Here is a 17,704-nt window from a genome sequence, read left to right as displayed (position 1 = left end):
GCCGCGAGTGTCGCGGGAGGAATGGAGGGGAGACGCTGGTGGAAGGTATCGCCGACTACGAGTTCGTCCGTTCGCTCGGAGCGGGTAATCACGGTGAGTTCTATCTGGCGAGGAGACCGGAGCGGTTGCCGGTCGAGGCGGAATTCGTCGCGGTGAAAGTGGTCGGAGGCACCGGAAATGACGCGTTCCGGCGTGCCACGCGGGAATTGAAGGCGTTCGCCGCGGTGCGCTCGCCGTACCTGGTGACCTTGTATGACGCGGGCCAGCAGGGTGGGATCTTCTATTACTCGATGGAGTATCTGCCCGGCGGCTCGCTGGGCCGGCCCGCGGAGCCGCCGTCGCGGGAGAAGGCGCTGCGTTCGATCGCCTGCGTGGCCCACGCCACGCAGGCGCTGCACGAGGAGGGCATCGTGCACCGCGACATCCGCCCCGGTAACGTGCTGCTCACCGATCTGGGGGGCAAACTCTCCGACCTGGGCCTGTCGCAGGTGCTGACGCCGGGGGCGACGGTGACGGGGATGGGCGGCATCGGGTCGGTGGAGTTCACCGACCCGGCGCTGCTGCAGGGAGAGACGCCCACCCCCGCCGGAGACGTGTGGTCCCTCGGCGCGACGCTGCACTGGGCGGTGGCACGTACGGGTCTGTACGGCGAGCTGCCCGTCCACGATCCGCTGCTGACCCTGCGCAAGGTCTACAGCACGTCGCCGTCGGTCCACGCCGACCTGGAACCCGAACTTTCGGAGCTCGTCCACGCCTGCATCGGCGACGTGGCCAAGCGGCCCACCGCGAGGGGACTGGCCGACCGCATCTACGCGCTGGTGGGCTGAAGCCGATCCAGTTCGGCACCGAGAAGCCTCTCCAGACGTTCTGCGCCGAGCCGGTCGGGATAGAGCAGGCGGCGCACGCTCAGCCCGTCCACCAGGGCGAGCAGCCGCTCGGCGACGTCACCGAGATCCTCCTCGGTGACGATCTCCCCGGCGTCGGCCGCCGCGCCGACCAGGCTGCGCACCAGGTAGCGCAGCTCCTCGGCCTCGGCGCGCTGGGCCTCCAGCAGCGCCGGGCTGGTCAGGCTCCGGCTCCAGAAACCGACCTCCAGCCCGCTCTCCCGGATGCGTTCGTCGTCCAGCGGCAGGTTGTCGAGCAGGAGTTCGCGCAGCGCGGACAGCCCGCCGCGGCCGGCCAGCCTGCTCCGCAACCGCTCCACGATGCGCTGGTGCGAGGAGCGCAGCGCCGACAGCATGATGTCGTCCTTGTCGGCGAAGTAGTGGGTGAGCACGCCGTTGGAGTAACCCGCCTCCCTGGCGATGGCCCTGGTCGTGGCGGCCTCGATGCCTTCGCGCAGGATGATGCGGCGGGTGGCCTCGACGACCTCCTCCCGGCGCTCTCCATGATCGACGATCTTCGGCAACCGGATCCCTCCTCTGACTCCTCATTGACATGGTATTCGGACGCCCGTCTATTATCCGCTGGAGACATGAGGAGGACTCACTATGACCGTCGTCACCCTCGGAGTGCACATCGTGGACGTGCTCGCCCGGCCCGTGGAGGCGATCCCGGACGGGCAGGACACCCACCTGCTGGAGCAGATCCGCCTCACCGCGGCGGGCGCGGCCGCCGGGACCGCCGTCGGCCTGGCCGGGATCGGCGTCCAGGTCGCCTCGGTGGGGGCGGTCGGCGACGACGAACTCGGCGACTTCCTGATCATGATCATGAAGCGGCACGGGGTGGACGTCACGGGGATCGTCCGCAAGGCGGGCGGACAGACCGCCGCCTCGATCCTGCCCATCCGGCCTGACGGAGGGCGCCCGTCGTTCCACGTGCCCGGCGTCAACCTCACCCTGTCCCCTGCCGACCTGGACCGTGAGCGCGTCATCGGTGCGCGGGTCGTCCACCTGGGCGGCATGGACGTGACCTGGGGCCTGCACGACCCCGGCTTCCTGGCGCTCCTGGCCGAGGCGCGGGAGGCGGGCACGATCGTCACGATGGACCTGCTGTCCAATATGCCTGATCTGATGCCGGGGACGCGGAGTTTTCTGCCGTATGTGGACTATCTCCTGCCCAATGAGGAGCAGGCGCTCATGATGAGCGGCGAGGCCGGTGTGGAGCGGGCCGCGCTCGCGCTGCTGGGCGAGGGCCCCAGGGGCGTGCTGGTCACGCTGGGCGCCGAGGGCAGTCTGGTCGCCACCGCGTCCGGTCTCACCCGCGTCCCCGCCCTCGACGTCCCCGTGGTGGACACCACCGGCTGCGGCGACGCCTACTGCGCCGGCTTCATCGCCGGTCTGGTCGACGGCCGCGAGGTCGTCGACGCGGCCAGGCTCGGCACCGCGCTGGCCGCCCGGGTGGCCGGCGGCCTCGGCTCGGACGCCGGTCTCGCCGGAGCGCGGGAGCTACGGGCGAGCGAGTGACCGACGGGTGGTCCCCGCGCCGTCCGACCCATTCCAACCGTGAAAGACATCCCAGGAGCGACACATGTCCATCGACGCCAACCTCCGGGAACGGGCCGCCAAGGTCGTCCCCGGAGGCATGTACGGCCACCTCGACGCGGCCCTGCACGGCCCCGGCTACCCGCAGTTCTTCGTCGGCGGCGAGGGCTGCCGCCAGCGCGACGCCGACGGCCGCGAGTACATCGACCTCATGTGCTCCTGGGGCCCCGTCGTCCTCGGCCACCGCCACCCCGCCGTGGAGGCCGCCGTCACCGCCCAGCTCGCCGAGGGCGACTGCCTCAACGGTCCGGGCCCGGTCTACGTGGAACTCGCCGAGTTGATGGTGGAGACCATCCCGCAGGCCGACTGGGTGATGTTCTCCAAGAACGGCACCGACGCGACCACCCAGGCGCTGATGATCGCCCGTGCCGCGACCGGCCGGACCAAGGTGCTCATGGCCCACGGGTCCTATCACGGGGCCGACCCCTGGTGCACGCCCAGCCTGTCGGGCACCACGCCCAACGAACGCGCCGACCTGATCGAATACCCCTACAACGACCTGGCCGGCGCCGAGGAGGCGGCGGCCAGGGCCGAGGGCGATGTCGCCGCGATCATCGTGACGCCGTTCAAGCACGACTCCTTCGAGGACCAGGAGCCCGCCGCCGTGGAGTTCGCCCGGGGTCTGCGGGCCCTGGCCGACCGGATCGGCGCGGCCCTGGTCATCGACGACGTGCGAGGCGGCTGGCGGCTCGACCTCGGCGGGTCCTGGGAGACCCTGGGCGTCCGCCCCGACCTGTACGCCTTCAGCAAGGCCATGGCCAACGGCCACCCCATCGCCGCCGTCACCGGCGTGGACTCCCTGCGGGGCCCGGCGCAGACGATCTACTCCACCGGCTCGTTCTGGTTCAACGCCGCCCCGATGGCCGCGGCCAAGGCCACCATCGAGACCCTGCGCGACATCGGCGGCGTCGCGCTGATCGAGCGGGCGGGCACCCGCCTGCGTGAGGGCCTCGCCGCGCAGGCCGCCTCCCACGGCTTCGTGGTCAACCAGACCGGCCCGGTGCAGATCCCGTGGCTCTCCTTCGAGGGCGACGCCACCCTGGACAAGGGCGTGTTCTGGGCCTCGGCCTGCCTGCGCGAGGGCGTCTACCTCCACCCCTGGCACAACTGGTTCCTGTCGGCGGCCCACACCGACGCCGACATCGACCGTGCCCTGCGGGGCACCGACGCCGCCTTCGCCAGGCTCAGAACGGAGTTCGGCGCCGACTGAGACGCCGTTCCCGGCCCGGCGGGGGACGGGGAGCCGAGCTGGATGTGCCCGGCGAAGGACACCAGGTCGCCGCGGGTGCCGTCGCGCCGTGCCTCGGCCGAGCGCATCACACCCCCGCGCCCACGGCGCGATCAGGTGGCCCACCTCGCCGTTGTCGTCGCTGAGGAGGCGCAGCACCACGTGTCCGGGCCGGGCCCGGTTTCACGGCGGCCGCCGCGTCGTGTGCGCCCGGACCGGAATCGGCGGCGGCCGTACGCAGATAACCTTGCGCGCATGGGTTTTCGCAGGCATGGGCCGTTTCAGGCCGGGGATCAGGTTCAGCTCACCGACCCCAAGAACAAGCGTCACACGGTGACGCTGAAGGAAGACGGAGTCTTTCACACGCACAAGGGGGGAATCCCGCACAGCGAGCTGATCGGCCAGCCCGAGGGCTCGGTGGTGCGCTCGTCCGGCGGCACCCAGTATCTCGCGTTCAGGCACCTGCTCCAGGACTACACGCTGTCCATGCCGCGCGGCGCGGCGGTCATCTATCCCAAGGACTCGGCGCAGATCGTCGCCATGGCCGACATCTTCCCCGGCGCGCGTGTCATCGAGGCGGGAGTCGGCTCCGGCGCGCTCACCTGCTTCCTGCTGCGCGCCGTGGGAGCCGAGGGCAGCCTCACGTCCTACGAGCGGCGTGAGGACTTCGCCGAGGTCGCCACGAAGAACGTGGAGAAGTTTTACGGCGGCCCGATGGATCAGTGGCGTCTGGTCGTGGGTGACTTCGTGGAGGCGCTCGACGAGAGCGACGTCGACCGGATCATCCTGGACATGCTCGCCCCGTGGGAGTGCGTCGACGCCGCGTCCAAGGCTCTCACTCCAGGCGGCGTCATCTGTTGCTATGTGGCGACAACGACACAGTTGTCCCGCACCGTGGAAACTCTCCGCGAACACGGGAGTTTCACCGAGCCTCATGCGTGGGAGACCCTGGTCCGTGACTGGCATGTCGAGGGGCTGGCCGTACGGCCCGATCACCGGATGGTCGGGCACACCGGCTTCCTCGTCACCGCCCGCCGCATGGCGGACGGTGTGACGCCACCACCTCGTCGCAGGCGTCCGGCAAAGGGGGCACAAGGTGAAGAGCTCAGTTCTTCCACCAAATGATGACGATTCGGCCACAACGATACGTTTACTAGTGACAGGGGAACAGATGGACGTGTTCTCCTGCTCGCAGGACTAAACGCACCATAAGGGATTAATCAGTGCCGACTTAATGTAGCCATACGAACACTGCTCGGCCAGGTAAGGGACAGCCCCCAGATGGGTAGGGTTTCAAGTAGTCGGTCTCGACTGGGAAGGAGGTGACGCCGTGGCAGCTCGCGACGATGCTGAGGCTCGAGCCGCGCAGCGCGAACGGGAGGTCGCTGACCTCACAACACAGGTCTCCTTCCTGCAGGAGGAGATCACCGCGCTACGTCGGAAGTTGACGGAGTCTCCCCGGCAGGCCAGGGTCCTCGAAGAGCGTCTTCATGAAGTACAGGCGAACCTCGCGGCCGTCACCGGCCAGAACGAACGTCTGGTAGCCACCCTCAAGGAGGCCAGGGACCAGATTGTTGCCCTGAAGGAGGAGGTCGACCGGCTGGCGCAGCCGCCATCCGGCTTCGGCGTTTTCCTTGAAAGCAGAGAAGACGGCACGGTGGAGGTCTTCACCGGGGGCCGCAAACTTCGGGTGAATGTCAGTCCAGCGGTGGAGGCCGACTCGCTGAGGCGTGGCCAGGAGGTCATGCTCAACGAGGCGCTCAACGTGGTCGAGGCCCTCGGGTTCGAGGAGCTCGGCGAGATCGTGATGCTCAAGGAGCTCCTTGAGGACGGCCAGCGCGCGCTGGTGATCTCGCACGCCGACGAGGAGCGGGTGGTGAAGCTGGCGGAGTCGCTGCTCGACCAGCCGATCCGGGCCGGCGACTCGCTGCTGCTGGAGCCGCGCTCGGGCTACGTCTACGAGCGCATTCCCAAGTCCGAGGTCGAAGAGCTCGTCCTGGAGGAGGTGCCCGACATCTCCTACGAGGAGATCGGCGGGCTCATGCGGCAGATCGAGCAGATCAGGGACGCGATCGAGCTTCCCTACCTGCACGCCGACCTCTTCCGCGAGCACAAGCTGCGTCCCCCGAAGGGCGTGCTGCTGTACGGCCCGCCCGGCTGCGGCAAGACGCTCATCGCCAAGGCCGTCGCCAACTCCCTGGCCAAGCAGGTCGCGGAGAAGACCGGCCAGTCCGGTAAGAGCTTCTTCCTCAACATCAAGGGTCCCGAGCTTCTCAACAAGTACGTCGGTGAGACCGAGCGGCACATCCGCCTGGTCTTCCAGCGCGCCCGGGAGAAGGCCTCCGAGGGCACCCCGGTGATCGTGTTCTTCGACGAGATGGACTCGATCTTCCGGACCCGAGGCTCGGGCGTCTCCTCCGACGTCGAGAACACCATCGTTCCCCAGCTCCTGTCGGAGATCGACGGTGTCGAGGGCCTGGAGAACGTGATCGTGATCGGCGCCTCCAACCGCGAAGACATGATCGACCCGGCGATCCTGCGGCCCGGCCGCCTGGACGTCAAGATCAAGATCGAGCGGCCGGACGCCGAGGCGGCCAGGGACATCTTCTCGAAGTACCTCATCGAAGACCTCCCCCTCCATCCCGAGGACCTCGCGGAGCACAGTGGCAGTCGCGGGGGCACCATCTCGGGCATGATCCAGCGGGTGGTCGAGCGGATGTACACCGAGAGCGAGGAGAACCGCTTCCTCGAGGTGACCTACGCCAACGGCGACAAGGAGGTCCTGTACTTCAAGGACTTCAACTCCGGCGCCATGATCCAGAACATCGTCGACCGCAGCAAGAAGATGGCGATCAAGCAGTTCCTCGAGTCCGGGCAGAAGGGCCTGCGGATCCAGCATCTGCTGGCGGCCTGCGTGGACGAGTTCTCCGAGAACGAGGACCTGCCCAACACCACCAACCCCGACGACTGGGCCCGCATCTCCGGCAAGAAGGGCGAGCGGATCGTCTACATCCGCACGCTCGTGACGGGCAAGCAGGGCACCGAGGCCGGCCGCTCCATCGACACGGTGGCCAACACCGGCCAGTACCTCTAGCAGCACGGACGCCGACGGCGCGGTCCCACACCGGGGACCGCGCCGTCGGCGTCCGTCGTGGCGGTCCCATCCGTCACCGAAGTGAACCCGTGTCACATGGAACCCAACTGATCGAAAAGCCGTCCAAGTGGCGTGCATGAACATTTCGGCCCGGTCATCAGGTGACCGGCGCGGGGTCCGGCGGAGCGGCTCGGGGCAGCGGCCGTCTCGGTGAACTCGACCTCCTCCGTTTCGTCGCCGCCCTGGCAGTGCTCTCCTTCCACTACTTCATCGCCTTCGCCTCGGTGTGGGGGGACCGCCCGTCCAAGCTGTTCCCCGCGATCTCCACGCTGTCGGGCCTCGGCATCCTGGGCGTCGAGCTGTTCTTCATGATCAGCGGTTTCGTCATCCTGATGAGCATCTGGGGCCGGGGACTGGGCGCGTTCGCCCTCTCCCGGCTGGTGCGGCTCTTCCCCGCCTACTGGGTCAGCATCGGCGTCACCGCCGCGGTCTACGGCCTGACCGCCGCCACCGCCCTGGACCCCAAGCTCAGCCTCGGGGAGTACGGGGTCAACCTCACGATGCTCCAGCGGGCCTTCGGCGTCTACGACGCCAACGGCGTCTACTGGTCGCTCTGGGCGGAGCTCCGTTTCTACCTGCTGATCTCGGTCCTGGTGCTCGTCGGGGTGACGTTCAACCGCTGCCTGGTCTTCATGGGTGTCTGGCTGCTGGCGGCGGGGTTCTTCGCGGGCAGCGAGAACAAGTGGGTCGACCTCGTGGTGATGCCCAAGTACGCGGCGTACTTCGTCGGAGGCATGGCCTTCTTCCTGATGACCAAGTACGGGCCCAAGCTGATCCTGTGGTGCGTGGCCGGGATCAGCGCGGGTCTGGCGGTCAACGCGGCGCTCAACCGGGTCACCGGGCGGGTGGAACTGGTCGGCTACGCCGCGATGCCCGTGCCCGGGTGGGCCGTCGCCGCCACGGTGATCTGCTTCTACGTGCTCATGGCGATGGTGGCGCTCGGCTGGCTGAGGTGGCTGCGCTGGCGCGGCCTGGTCGTCCTGGGCGCGCTGACCTACCCGCTCTACCTGTTCCACACCACGGCCGCGGTCCTGATCGTCCCCGCCCTGCGGGACGCGCTGCCGCCCTGGCTGACCGCCCTGGTCACCCTGCTGGCCGCGATGGCTTTCTCCTACCTGGTGTATCGGATCGCCGAACGGCCCGTTCAGGAGTTCGTCAAGGCGAGGCGCCGCAGGTCGGCCACACCGCCTCCCCCGCCGCCCCTGATGCCCTTCGCGGCGGGTGAAAAGGCCTCGGTGCCATAACTGTCTGGCCACCGGGCATAGTGAAGGGTCTAGGGTCGGGGATATATACGGCGAAGAGGCACTCCCGGATGAACAGAGGATGCGCATGACGGTACGGCGGGTGATGGGCATCGAGACCGAGTACGGCATCTCCGTGCCCGGACAGCCGGGAGCCAACGCGATGGTGACCTCATCCCAGGTCGTCAACGCCTACCTGGCAGCCTCGGCGGCCAGGGCGCGGCGAGCACGGTGGGACTTCGAGGAGGAGAACCCACTGCGCGACGCCCGGGGTTTCGACCTGTCCAGGGAGGTGGCCGACCAGAGCCAGCTCACGGACGAGGATCTGGGCCTGGCCAATGTGATCCTCACCAACGGCGCTCGGCTCTACGTCGACCACGCCCACCCGGAGTACTCCGCTCCCGAGTGCACCAATCCGCGGGCCGCGGTGCTCTGGGACAAGGCGGGGGAGCGGGTGATGCACGACGCCGCGGTCCGCGCGTCCGCCATCCCCGCCAACGCTCCGATCCAGCTCTACAAGAACAACACCGACAACAAGGGCGCCTCCTACGGCTGCCACGAGAACTACCTGATGCGACGGGCCACGCCGTTCGCCGACATCGTCAGGCACCTGACACCGTTCTTCGTCTCCCGGCAGGTCGTCACCGGCGCCGGCAAGGTCGGCATCGGCCAGGACTCGCGCGGCGAGGGGTTCCAGATCAGCCAGCGGGCCGACTTCTTCGAGGTCGAGGTGGGCCTGGAGACCACGCTCAAGCGGCCGATCATCAACACCCGGGACGAGCCCCACGCCGACCCGGAGAAATACCGCCGGCTGCACGTCATCATCGGCGACGCCAACATGTCGGAGATCTCGACCTACCTGAAGCTGGGCTCCACCGCGCTTGTCCTGGCCATGATCGAGGACGGCTACTTCACCCGTGACCTCGCCGTGGAGAACCCTGTCCAGGCGCTGCGCGCGGTCTCCCACGACCCGACGCTCAAATACGAGATCGCGATGCGCGACGGCCGTAAGCTCACGGCCGTCCAGCTCCAGATGGAGTATCTGGAGCTGGCGCGCAAGTACGCCGAGGAGCGTAGCGGCAACGGCGTGGACGAGCTCACCAAGGACGTCCTGGACCGCTGGGAGTCGGTCCTGACCCGCCTGGCCGAGGACCCGATGCAGCTCTCCAGGGAGCTGGACTGGGTCGCCAAGCTGGAGCTGCTGGAGGGCTACCGCACCCGCGACGGCCTCCCCTGGTCCCATCCGCGCCTGCAACTCGTCGACCTCCAATACTCCGACATCCGTCCCGACCGGGGCCTGTACAACCGGCTGGTCGCCCGGGGCCGCATGCAGCGCCTGGTCACCGAGGAAGAGGTCCAGCGGGCCGTAGAGGCCCCGCCCAGCGACACGCGGGCCTACTTCCGGGGCCGTTGCCTGAGCCAGTTCGGCGAGTCGGTCGCCGCCGCCTCCTGGGACTCGGTCATCTTCGACATCCCCGGCCGCGAGTCCCTGCAGCGTGTCCCGACCTTGGAGCCGCTGCGCGGCACCAAGGCCCACGTGGGCGAGCTGTTCGACCGTTGCCGCACGGCCGCCGAGCTGGTGAACGCCCTCACCGGCGAGTAGCGACCGTCCTTTCGCGGGGCGGTGGCCGATCTGGCCGCCGCCCCGCGAGCCGTGCTGCCCGGGGAGGCGCGTCATCCGCGCGGCCCGGCGGTGCCGGGATTGACGGGCGGCAGGGAACCGGGATACGTTCCGGGTGTTTTGTGGCGGCGCGAGGGAAATCCGGTGAAATTCCGGTGCGGTCGCGCCACTGTAACCGGCCCCTCGGGGCCGGGAGCCAGGTCACTCGGCCGCCACCGACCTACGAAAAGGGACGCGTCAATCCCGGAGGAGGTGGCCGTGACTCAGATCTCGGCTCCGCACATCCAGCCCGTTCCATGGGCCTCGCTCACCCGCTGGCTGCTCGCCGTACCGGTGCTGCTGCTCATCGCCTACCTGGTCGCCTTCGACCAGGGCGCGATCTCGCAGGCCGGGAACTACCTGCACGAACTCATGCACGACGGACGCCATCTCCTCGGCGTTCCGTGCCACTGAGCCGCGCGCGATGACCAAACTCATCATGCGAGGCCTGCTCGTCGGGCTGCTCGCGGGCCTGCTCGCGGCCGTCTTCGCCTCCATCGTGGGGGAGCCGCGCATCGACCAGGCCATCACGCTGGAGGAGGCGGCCTCGGCCGCCTCCCCGGCCGGCGACTCCCATTCCCACGGGACGGCCGGGCCCGAAGGACACTCCCACGACGAGGGCGAGGCGCTGGTCAGCAGGGACGGCCAGCGGTTCGGGCTCTTCCTGGCCCTGGCCCTGTACGGCCTGGCCGTCGGCGGCCTGTTCGCCCTCGTCTACGCGGCCGTGCGCGGCAGGGCCGGGCCCCGCTCGGAACCGGTGCTCGCGATCACCCTCGCGGCTGCCGCGTTCGCCGCCGTCGTCCTCATTCCTTTCCTGAAATATCCAGCCAATCCGCCTGCCGTCGGCGATCCCGAGACGATCAACCAGCGCACCGTGCTCTACCTGGCCGCCGTGGCCATCGGGATCCTCTCCGTCGCGGCGGGCGCGGCCACCCATCGCTACGCCGACCGGAGCGAACCGTGGCTGCGCTGGCTGGCCACGGGCGCCACGGTGCTGGCGCCGGTGGCGGCGGCCTGGATCCTCCTGCCGGAGGTCGACGAGGTGCCTCAGGGCTTCCCCGCCGGCCTCCTGTGGGACTTCCGTATCGCCTCCATCGGCACCCAGGCGGTCTTCTGGGCCGGTGTCGGCACGCTGTTCGCCTTCGCCGCGCGCAGGCGCAGCCCGGTGTGAGCACCCCTTCGGGGGTCACACGCCTGACGCTGATCTGCCACGCCTCGACCTCGGCGACGGTGCGGGCCGCGTTCCCGGGCGACGAACCGCTCGACGGACGCGGCCTGCGCCAGGCAGGCCGCCTGGCCGGGCGGTTCGGCCGGGGCAGAGCCGTCTGCGCCCCGGAATCGCGCTGCGCGCAGACGGCCGCGGCACTCGGGCTGCGGGCCGACCCCGATCCGCTGCTGGCCGACTGCGACTACGGGCGGTGGAGCGGGAGAACGCCGGCCGAGGTCGAGGCCGCCGAACCCGCCGCCCTCACCGCCTGGCTCACCGACCCCGCCGCCGCACCCCACGGGGGAGAGCCGATCACCGGTCTGCTCGGCCGGGTGGCCGGCTGGCTCTCGGGCCGGCCGCCCGGCCGGACCGTCGCCATCACCCACCCCCCGGTCATCCGCGCCGCGATCGTTCACACCCTCGGCGCGCCCGCCCTCGCCTTCTGGCGCGTCGACGTCGCGCCGCTGGCCCGCGTCACGCTCACCGGCCGAGGCGGGCGCTGGCGGCTGAGTCACACCCCGCACGACGACATCCAAGGAGATCCCGAAGGTGCGTGACCCGCGTTATCCCTTCACCGCGATCGTGGGCTCGGAGGACCTGAAACTCGCGCTCATCCTCAACGCCGTCTCCTCCGGCGTCGGCGGAGTGCTGATCCGGGGTGAGAAGGGCACGGCCAAGTCCACGATCGTCCGTGCGCTGGCGGCGCTCCTGCCCGCCGTAGAGGTGGTGAACGGCTGCCGCTTCTCCTGCGCCCCCCTCGCGCCGGACCCCGGATGCCCCGACGGGCCGCACGGGGCCGGAGCCGGGACCGCCCGGCCCGCGCGCCTGGTCGAACTGCCGGTCGGCGCCTCCGAGGACCGCCTGGCCGGCTCGCTCGACATCGAACGCGCACTCACCGAGGGCGTCAAGGCCTTCGAGCCCGGCCTCCTGGCAGCCGCCCACCGGGGTGTCCTGTACGTGGACGAGGTCAACCTGCTCCACGACCACCTGGTCGACCTGCTGCTCGACGCCGCCGCGCTCGGCACCTGCTACGTCGAGCGCGAAGGGGTGTCGGTACGGCACGCCGCCCGCTTCCTGCTGGTGGGCACCATGAACCCGGAGGAGGGAGAGCTCCGGCCGCAGCTCCTCGACCGGTTCGGGCTGACCGTGGAGGTCCGTGCGTCGCGGGAGCCGTCCCAGCGGGCGGAGGTGGTACGGCGGCGCCTGGCCTTCGACGCGGGTCCGGCCGCCTTCGCCGCCCAGTGGTCCGGCGAGGAGGAGGCCCTCGCGGCGCGGGTCGCGCAGGCGCGGGCACGGGTGGCGGATGTGGTCCTGCCGGACTCCGCGCTCCGGCAGATCGCCACGGTCTGCGCGGCGTTCGAGGTGGACGGGCTCCGTGCCGACCTGGTCACCGCGAACGCGGCGATCGCCCACGCCGCCTGGCGGGGCCGTACCGTCGTCACCGCCGACGACGTCCGCGAGGCCGCCAGGCTGGCCCTCCCGCACCGCCGCCGCCGGGACCCCTTCGACGCTCCCGGCCTGGACCAGGCCAAGCTGGAGGACCTCCTCAACGGGTTCCCCGACGAGCCCGACGACGACCCCGACGGCTCGGACCCCGGAGGACCTGACCGCCCTGACGGCGACACGGGCGGTGGGAGGCCGGGGGGCGAGGGCTCCCACCGGGACGGCCCTGACGGGGACCACTCCGCGGAGAGCGACCGGCACTCCGCGCACCCCGGCGACGCGGCCCCGGACCTCACGCGGACCGGCCACGGCCACGGCTCCGGCACGGCCGATGCCGATCCCTCCGCCGCGGGGCCGTCCGCCGAGCCCCGGCCGGAGACCGGGGCGGGCCGGCGAGAGGAGCCCTTGGACGCCGGTCCGGCGCGACCGGCCCGGCCGTTCACCGTCCCGGGGATCGGCACGGGGGCTCCCGGACGCCGCTCAAGAGCCAGGACCCCTCTCGGCCGGACCACCGGATCCCGCACCCCCGAGGGCCGTCCCGGCCCCCTGCATCTGAAGGCGACCATCACCGCCGCCGCGCCGTACCAGGTCGGGCGGGGGCGGAGCGGCCGGGGCCTGCTGCTGCGGCGCGCGGACCTCCGGGAGGCGGTCCGCGAGGGCCGCGAGGGCAACCTGGTGCTGTTCGTCGTGGACGCCAGCGGATCCATGGCCGCCCGGCGGCGCATGCGCGCCGTCAAGACAGCGGTGCTGGGCCTGCTGATCGACGCCTACCAGCGCCGTGACAAGGTCGGACTGGTCACTTTCCGCGGCACCCGCGCCGACCTCGTCCTGCCCCCCACCTCCTCCGTCGAGGCGGGGGCGGCCCGGCTGCGCGAGCTGCCCACCGGCGGGCGCACCCCCCTCGCCGCCGGGCTGCTCCGGGCCGTCGAGGTGCTGCGGGTGGAACGCCTGCGCGACCCGGCCAGGCGCCCGCTCCTGGTCCTGGTCACCGACGGGCGGGCCACCTCCGGAACCATGGAGGAGTCCCACCGGGCCGCGGAGCTGCTGGCCGGGGTGACGAGCGTGGTGGTGGACTGCGAGAGCGGCCCTGTCCGCCTCGGCCTGGCCAGGTCCCTGGCCCGGCGGATGGGTGCCGCGGCCGTGTGCCTCGACGACCTGACCGACCTCGCCGGGATGATCCGTGAGCGGCGGGACGCCGCATGACAGCGAAAGGGTGAACGACGATGCCTCAGGGCAGACCGGTCAGCGTCCCCGAGGACGGCCTGACCACCCGGCAGCGCCGCAACCGGCCGCTGCTGATCGTGCACACCGGCCCGGGCAAGGGCAAGTCCACCGCGGCCTTCGGCCTGGCGCTGCGCGCCTGGAACCAGGGCTGGCCGATCGGGGTGTTCCAGTTCGTCAAGTCCGCCAGGTGGCGCATCGGCGAGGAACGCGCCCTGCGGGTGCTGGGCGACTCCGGTGAGGGAGGGGCGGTGTCCTGGCACAAGATGGGGGAGGGCTGGTCCTGGATCCAGCGTCCCGGCACCGAGGCGGACCACGCCGCCGACGCCCGTGAGGGCTGGGAGCAGATCAGACGCGACCTCGCGGCCGAGACGTTCCGCCTGTACGTGCTCGACGAGTTCACCTATCCCATGAAGTGGGGCTGGATCGACGTCGACGACGTGGTCGCCACGCTGGCCGCGAGGCCCGGCGGCCAGCACGTCGTCATCACCGGCCGTGACGCCGACCCCCGCCTCCTGGACGCCGCCGACCTGGTGACCGAGATGGGCAAGGTCAAGCACCCCATGGACGCCGGGCAGAAAGGCCAGAAGGGCATCGAATGGTAGCCCGTCTCGTGATCGCGGCCCCCGCCTCGGGAGCGGGGAAGACGACCGTGGCGACCGGGCTGATGGCCGCGCTCACCCGGCGGGGGACGGCGGTCTCCCCGCACAAGGTGGGGCCCGACTACATCGACCCCGGCTACCACTCCCTGGCCACCGGGCGTCCCGGACGCAACCTCGATCCGTGGCTGGTGGGCGAGGAACTCGTCGCCCCGCTGTTCCTGCACGGCGCGGCCGGGGCCGACCTCGCGGTGGTCGAGGGGGTGATGGGCCTGTACGACGGAGCGGGCACGGGTGAGTTCGCCTCCACCGCGCACGTCGCCAGGCTGCTCGACGCCCCCGTGGTCCTGGTCGTGGACGCGGCGGGGCAGAGCCGGTCGGTGGCCGCGCTCGTGCACGGGTTCGCCTCCTACGACACCCGGCTCAGGCTCGGCGGCGTGATCCTCAACCGGGTCGGGTCCGCCCGGCACGAGGACATCTGCCGCGCGGCCCTCGCCGAGAGCGGCGTCCCGGTGCTGGGCGCGATCCGCCGCAGCGACGCCGTCGCCACCCCCTCCCGCCATCTCGGTCTCGTCCCGGCCGCCGAGCGCCGGGCCCAGGCCACCCGCGACATGGACGCCGCCGCCACCCTGATCGCCGGCTCCTGCGACCTGGAGGGGCTCCTACGGCTCGCCCGCACGGCCCCGCCCCTGCGCACCCGCCCGTGGTCCCCCGGCCAGGCCCTGCGGGGCACGGAGGCCGTACCCGGCCGGGCGGCCGGGCGGTCCGCGCCGGGTGCGCCGAGGATCGCGGTCGCGGGTGGTCCGGCCTTCACCTTCGGATACACCGAGCAGACCGAACTCCTGACGGCCGCCGGGGCGGAGGTCGTCACCTTCGACCCCCTCACCGACGAGGCCCTGCCCGAGGGGAGCAGGGGGGTCGTCATCGGTGGCGGCTTCCCCGAGGTCCACGCGGCCGAACTGTCGGCCAACGAGCCGTTGCGCAAGGAGGTCGCCGCCTTCGACGGGCCGATCTCGGCCGAGTGCGCGGGCCTGCTCTACCTCGCCAGGGAGCTGGACGGCAGGCCCATGTGCGGGGTTCTGGACATCCAGGCCGAGATGACCGGCAAACTCACCCTCGGCTACCGGGACGCGGTGGCCGTCCGGGACTCGGCCCTGACCGTGAACGGCGAGCGCTACCGCGGCCACGAGTTCCACCGCACCGCCGTCGGCCCCCCGCCGGAACGGCCCCTGTTCCGCTGGCGGGGCGGTGCCGACGGATTCGCCGACGGCCGGGTGGTCGCCTCCTACCTGCACCTGCACTGGGCCGGCAGCCCCCACCTGGCCGCCCGGTTCGTGGAGGCCTGCCGCTGGGCGGGCGAGGGCGGGATTCCCGGATAGGCGCGCTCAACGTCCGTCTCGGCCCGCTACCGGCCGGTGGGTTCCTCGGTGGTGAACACACTGGACATTCTCGCGAGTGGCCATGAATGTGGATGCATGACCAGTCTGTACTCGCACGCAGGCGGCGACGGGGCGTTGCACAGGCTCGAAGAGATCTTCTACGCGAAGGTTCTCAACGATCCTCTGCTCAAGCAGCTGTTTCCCCAGCGTCGCGCCACCCACGTCGACCACCTGACCTGGTTCACGGCCGAGTCCTTCGGCGGGCCCGACCGCTTCACCCGTGAAGTGGGCTTCGACCACCTCATCCAGGTGCACCGCCGTCTCGACATCTCCGACGAGCAGCGCGAGCGTTTCGTGGAGCTGTACATGGAGTCCTTCGACGAGGCGGGGTTGCCCGACGACGAGCCGTTCCGCCAGGCGGTGCGAGAGCACCTGGAGTTCGGCTCGCGGGTGGCCCAGCAGAACTCCCGCGCGGCCACCGACGAGGAGCTCCACCCGCTGCGCGACGTCCCGCTGTGGACGTGGGAGGAGCCCGATCAGTCCAGCTCGTAGTGCGGCCGGGCCGCTCAGGCCGCGCTGGAGCAGCGGGCCTTGACCAGCATGGCCGAGGTCTGCTCGGCGCTCAGCCGCGCCCTCGGGTCCTTGCGCAGCAGCCCGCGCAGCACCGGCTCCAGGGCGCCCGCCCGCCGGGGCGCGCGCGCCGGCTCTCTCAGAGCCTCCACCAGGGCGGCCATCGAGTGCACGGTGCGGAACGGGGTCCTGCCCTCCACCGCCATGTAGAGCGTCGCCCCGAACGACCACATGTCCGCCTCGCGGGTGCCGCCCCGGCCGTGCAGGGCCTCCGGCGCGAGGAACGCCGGCGTGCCCCGCGTCGAGGTGCTCGCCGTGCCTTCGGGCGCGGCGAAGCCGAAGTCGGCCAGCACCACACGGTCGCCGGTCAGCATGATGTTGGCGGGCTTGATGTCACGGTGGATCACCCCGCCGTCGTGAGCGTGCCGCAGCGCGTCCAGGAGCCGGCCTCCCATCCCGGCCACCAACTCGGCGGGGAGCGGTCCCGCCTGCACCAGCGTGTCGTGCAGGGTCAGCGCCTCCAGGAACTCCATGACGATCCAGAGCCGCTCGGCCTCCTCGGTCAGGTTGTGCACCGTGACGATGCCCCGGTGGCTCAGCCGCGCCGCCATCCGCGCCTCGCGGACCACCCGTCGCCGCCGTTCGGCCGCCTGGGGACCGGGTGGGAGGGCGATCTCCTTGAGCGCCACCTCCCGCTCCAGCAACAGGTCGTAGGCGCGCCAGACGACGCCCGTGGCTCCGCGGCCGACGGGGGAGACGAGTTTGTACCGGCTGGCGACGATGGTGCTCACCCGACAATGATCGCAGTTCTGCGCCTCCGCGGGCCAACTGGAACGGTCCTGGGCGTGTCATTTGAAACGTGTAAATATGTGACCCCTGTGACAGGGGCGGTCAGACGAGGCCGATGCCCAGCAGCGGCGTCCCGGCGCCCAGGGACACGCCACCGGCGCCGACCAGCCAGATCAGCCTGTTCGGCCGGGTGTCCGACCAGCAGGGACATCCCGCCGAAGGCGACGGCGGGCACGGTGATCAGGAGCACCCCGGCGGTGCTCAGCGACGACGGTGACATGGGATCCCCTTGTTGGATAGTGGTACTAGCCAATTATTCGATAGCAGTACTATCCGGTCAAGTGGGAAGAATTTGCCTCAAGAAGGTAGAAGGGGGTTCTCTTGCAGGGCAGGGTCTCGAAGCGGCCTCGCCGGAGTCTCGCAAAGATCGCGTGACGATCCGCGCGCAACGGCCGCCGGTTCGGGGAAGATATGAATCACAAGCGTCCCCCAGGCGGAGGTGCCACAGATGGCGAGTAAGGACACCGGCGGGCAGAAGCAGACCGGCCGGACCGACAGGGAGACGGAGGAGACCACCACGGTCGATTCCTCCGACGTCCAGGAGCGCAACGAGAAGCTCTCGGACGACGTCGACTCGATTCTCGACGAGATCGACGAAGTCCTTGAGGAGAACGCTGAGGAGTTCGTGAGGTCCTACATACAAAAGGGCGGACAGTAGGGACGTGCCCGG

The 17,704-nt window shown here is 70.6% G+C and carries 18 protein-coding genes and 1 riboswitch; of the genes, 16 read left to right on the top strand and 2 right to left on the bottom strand.

The features are described from left to right. Positions 1 to 38: 38 nt before the first annotated feature. Complete coding sequence (locus FHR32_RS31265) at positions 39 to 827, top strand: serine/threonine-protein kinase (protein WP_184758123.1); 789 nt, start codon at positions 39 to 41, stop codon at positions 825 to 827. Here the strand turns inward: FHR32_RS31265 and FHR32_RS31260 are convergent. Next, the gene (locus FHR32_RS31260) at positions 809 to 1,408 is read right to left on the bottom strand and encodes a TetR/AcrR family transcriptional regulator (RefSeq protein ID WP_184758122.1); all 600 of its coding nucleotides are present in this window, start codon (positions 1,406 to 1,408) and stop codon (positions 809 to 811) included. The genes FHR32_RS31265 and FHR32_RS31260 overlap by 19 nt on opposite strands. An 82-nt stretch (positions 1,409 to 1,490) precedes the next feature. Here FHR32_RS31260 and FHR32_RS31255 point away from each other — a divergent pair, with 82 nt between their 5' ends. The 13 genes from FHR32_RS31255 (at position 1,491) to FHR32_RS31195 (ending at position 16,167) form a co-directional block, all read left to right on the top strand. Beyond that, the gene (locus tag FHR32_RS31255; protein ID WP_184758121.1) at positions 1,491 to 2,405 is read left to right on the top strand and encodes a carbohydrate kinase family protein; all 915 of its coding nucleotides are present in this window, start codon (positions 1,491 to 1,493) and stop codon (positions 2,403 to 2,405) included. A gap of 64 nt (positions 2,406 to 2,469) precedes the next feature. Beyond that, on the top strand, positions 2,470 to 3,693 hold the full coding sequence (locus FHR32_RS31250) for an aminotransferase class III-fold pyridoxal phosphate-dependent enzyme (RefSeq protein WP_184758120.1): 1,224 nt from the start codon (positions 2,470 to 2,472) through the stop codon (positions 3,691 to 3,693). 273 nt (positions 3,694 to 3,966) lie between these two features. Continuing rightward, on the top strand, positions 3,967 to 4,836 hold the full coding sequence (locus tag FHR32_RS31245; protein WP_184758119.1) for a tRNA (adenine-N1)-methyltransferase: 870 nt from the start codon (positions 3,967 to 3,969) through the stop codon (positions 4,834 to 4,836). A gap of 205 nt (positions 4,837 to 5,041) precedes the next feature. Continuing rightward, complete coding sequence (gene arc / locus FHR32_RS31240; protein WP_184758118.1) at positions 5,042 to 6,805, top strand: proteasome ATPase; 1,764 nt, start codon at positions 5,042 to 5,044, stop codon at positions 6,803 to 6,805. A 161-nt stretch (positions 6,806 to 6,966) separates the two neighbouring features. Next, positions 6,967 to 8,109 (top strand): acyltransferase family protein, encoded by a 1,143-nt coding sequence (locus FHR32_RS31235; protein WP_184758117.1) that lies wholly within the window; start codon positions 6,967 to 6,969, stop codon positions 8,107 to 8,109. Positions 8,110 to 8,194: 85 nt separating this feature from the next. Further along, positions 8,195 to 9,709, top strand: coding sequence for a depupylase/deamidase Dop (gene dop, locus FHR32_RS31230; RefSeq protein WP_184758116.1), 1,515 nt, complete (start codon positions 8,195 to 8,197; stop codon positions 9,707 to 9,709). A gap of 140 nt (positions 9,710 to 9,849) precedes the next feature. Then, positions 9,850 to 9,943: riboswitch (adenosylcobalamin (AdoCbl) riboswitch) on the top strand. A 42-nt stretch (positions 9,944 to 9,985) separates the two neighbouring features. Beyond that, entirely contained in the window at positions 9,986 to 10,180 is a 195-nt protein-coding gene (locus FHR32_RS31225; protein WP_184758115.1) for a CbtB domain-containing protein, read from the top strand. Positions 10,181 to 10,190: 10 nt separating this feature from the next. Beyond that, positions 10,191 to 10,937 (top strand): CbtA family protein, encoded by a 747-nt coding sequence (locus tag FHR32_RS31220; protein WP_184758114.1) that lies wholly within the window; start codon positions 10,191 to 10,193, stop codon positions 10,935 to 10,937. After that, positions 10,934 to 11,530 carry a histidine phosphatase family protein gene (locus tag FHR32_RS31215; RefSeq protein ID WP_184758113.1) on the top strand — a complete coding sequence of 199 codons (597 nt, stop codon included), beginning with the start codon at positions 10,934 to 10,936 and terminating at the stop codon, positions 11,528 to 11,530. Before FHR32_RS31220 ends, FHR32_RS31215 begins: the two co-directional genes overlap by 4 nt. Continuing rightward, the gene (locus FHR32_RS31210; protein WP_425584200.1) at positions 11,514 to 13,619 is read left to right on the top strand and encodes a magnesium chelatase subunit D family protein; all 2,106 of its coding nucleotides are present in this window, start codon (positions 11,514 to 11,516) and stop codon (positions 13,617 to 13,619) included. Before FHR32_RS31215 ends, FHR32_RS31210 begins: the two co-directional genes overlap by 17 nt. Before the next feature lie 20 nt (positions 13,620 to 13,639). Beyond that, the gene (cobO, locus tag FHR32_RS31205; RefSeq protein ID WP_184758111.1) at positions 13,640 to 14,242 is read left to right on the top strand and encodes a cob(I)yrinic acid a,c-diamide adenosyltransferase; all 603 of its coding nucleotides are present in this window, start codon (positions 13,640 to 13,642) and stop codon (positions 14,240 to 14,242) included. Continuing rightward, the gene (locus FHR32_RS31200) at positions 14,236 to 15,615 is read left to right on the top strand and encodes a cobyrinic acid a,c-diamide synthase CobB (RefSeq protein WP_184758110.1); all 1,380 of its coding nucleotides are present in this window, start codon (positions 14,236 to 14,238) and stop codon (positions 15,613 to 15,615) included. Before cobO ends, FHR32_RS31200 begins: the two co-directional genes overlap by 7 nt. Before the next feature lie 96 nt (positions 15,616 to 15,711). Continuing rightward, positions 15,712 to 16,167 carry a group II truncated hemoglobin gene (locus FHR32_RS31195; protein ID WP_184758109.1) on the top strand — a complete coding sequence of 152 codons (456 nt, stop codon included), beginning with the start codon at positions 15,712 to 15,714 and terminating at the stop codon, positions 16,165 to 16,167. A gap of 14 nt (positions 16,168 to 16,181) precedes the next feature. Here FHR32_RS31195 and FHR32_RS31190 read toward each other — a convergent pair whose 3' ends face one another. Then, entirely contained in the window at positions 16,182 to 16,976 is a 795-nt protein-coding gene (locus tag FHR32_RS31190; RefSeq protein ID WP_184758108.1) for a serine/threonine-protein kinase, read from the bottom strand. A 113-nt stretch (positions 16,977 to 17,089) separates the two neighbouring features. Between FHR32_RS31190 and FHR32_RS31185 the strand changes: the two genes are divergently transcribed. Then, positions 17,090 to 17,251 carry a hypothetical protein gene (locus FHR32_RS31185; RefSeq protein ID WP_184758107.1) on the top strand — a complete coding sequence of 54 codons (162 nt, stop codon included), beginning with the start codon at positions 17,090 to 17,092 and terminating at the stop codon, positions 17,249 to 17,251. A gap of 231 nt (positions 17,252 to 17,482) precedes the next feature. Continuing rightward, positions 17,483 to 17,692, top strand: coding sequence for a ubiquitin-like protein Pup (locus tag FHR32_RS31180; RefSeq protein WP_184758106.1), 210 nt, complete (start codon positions 17,483 to 17,485; stop codon positions 17,690 to 17,692). Positions 17,693 to 17,704: the final 12 nt, after the last annotated feature.

Source organism: Streptosporangium album (assembly GCF_014203795.1).
Lineage (GTDB): Bacteria > Actinomycetota > Actinomycetes > Streptosporangiales > Streptosporangiaceae > Streptosporangium > Streptosporangium album.
This window is presented reverse-complemented; position numbering and strand designations above follow the sequence as displayed.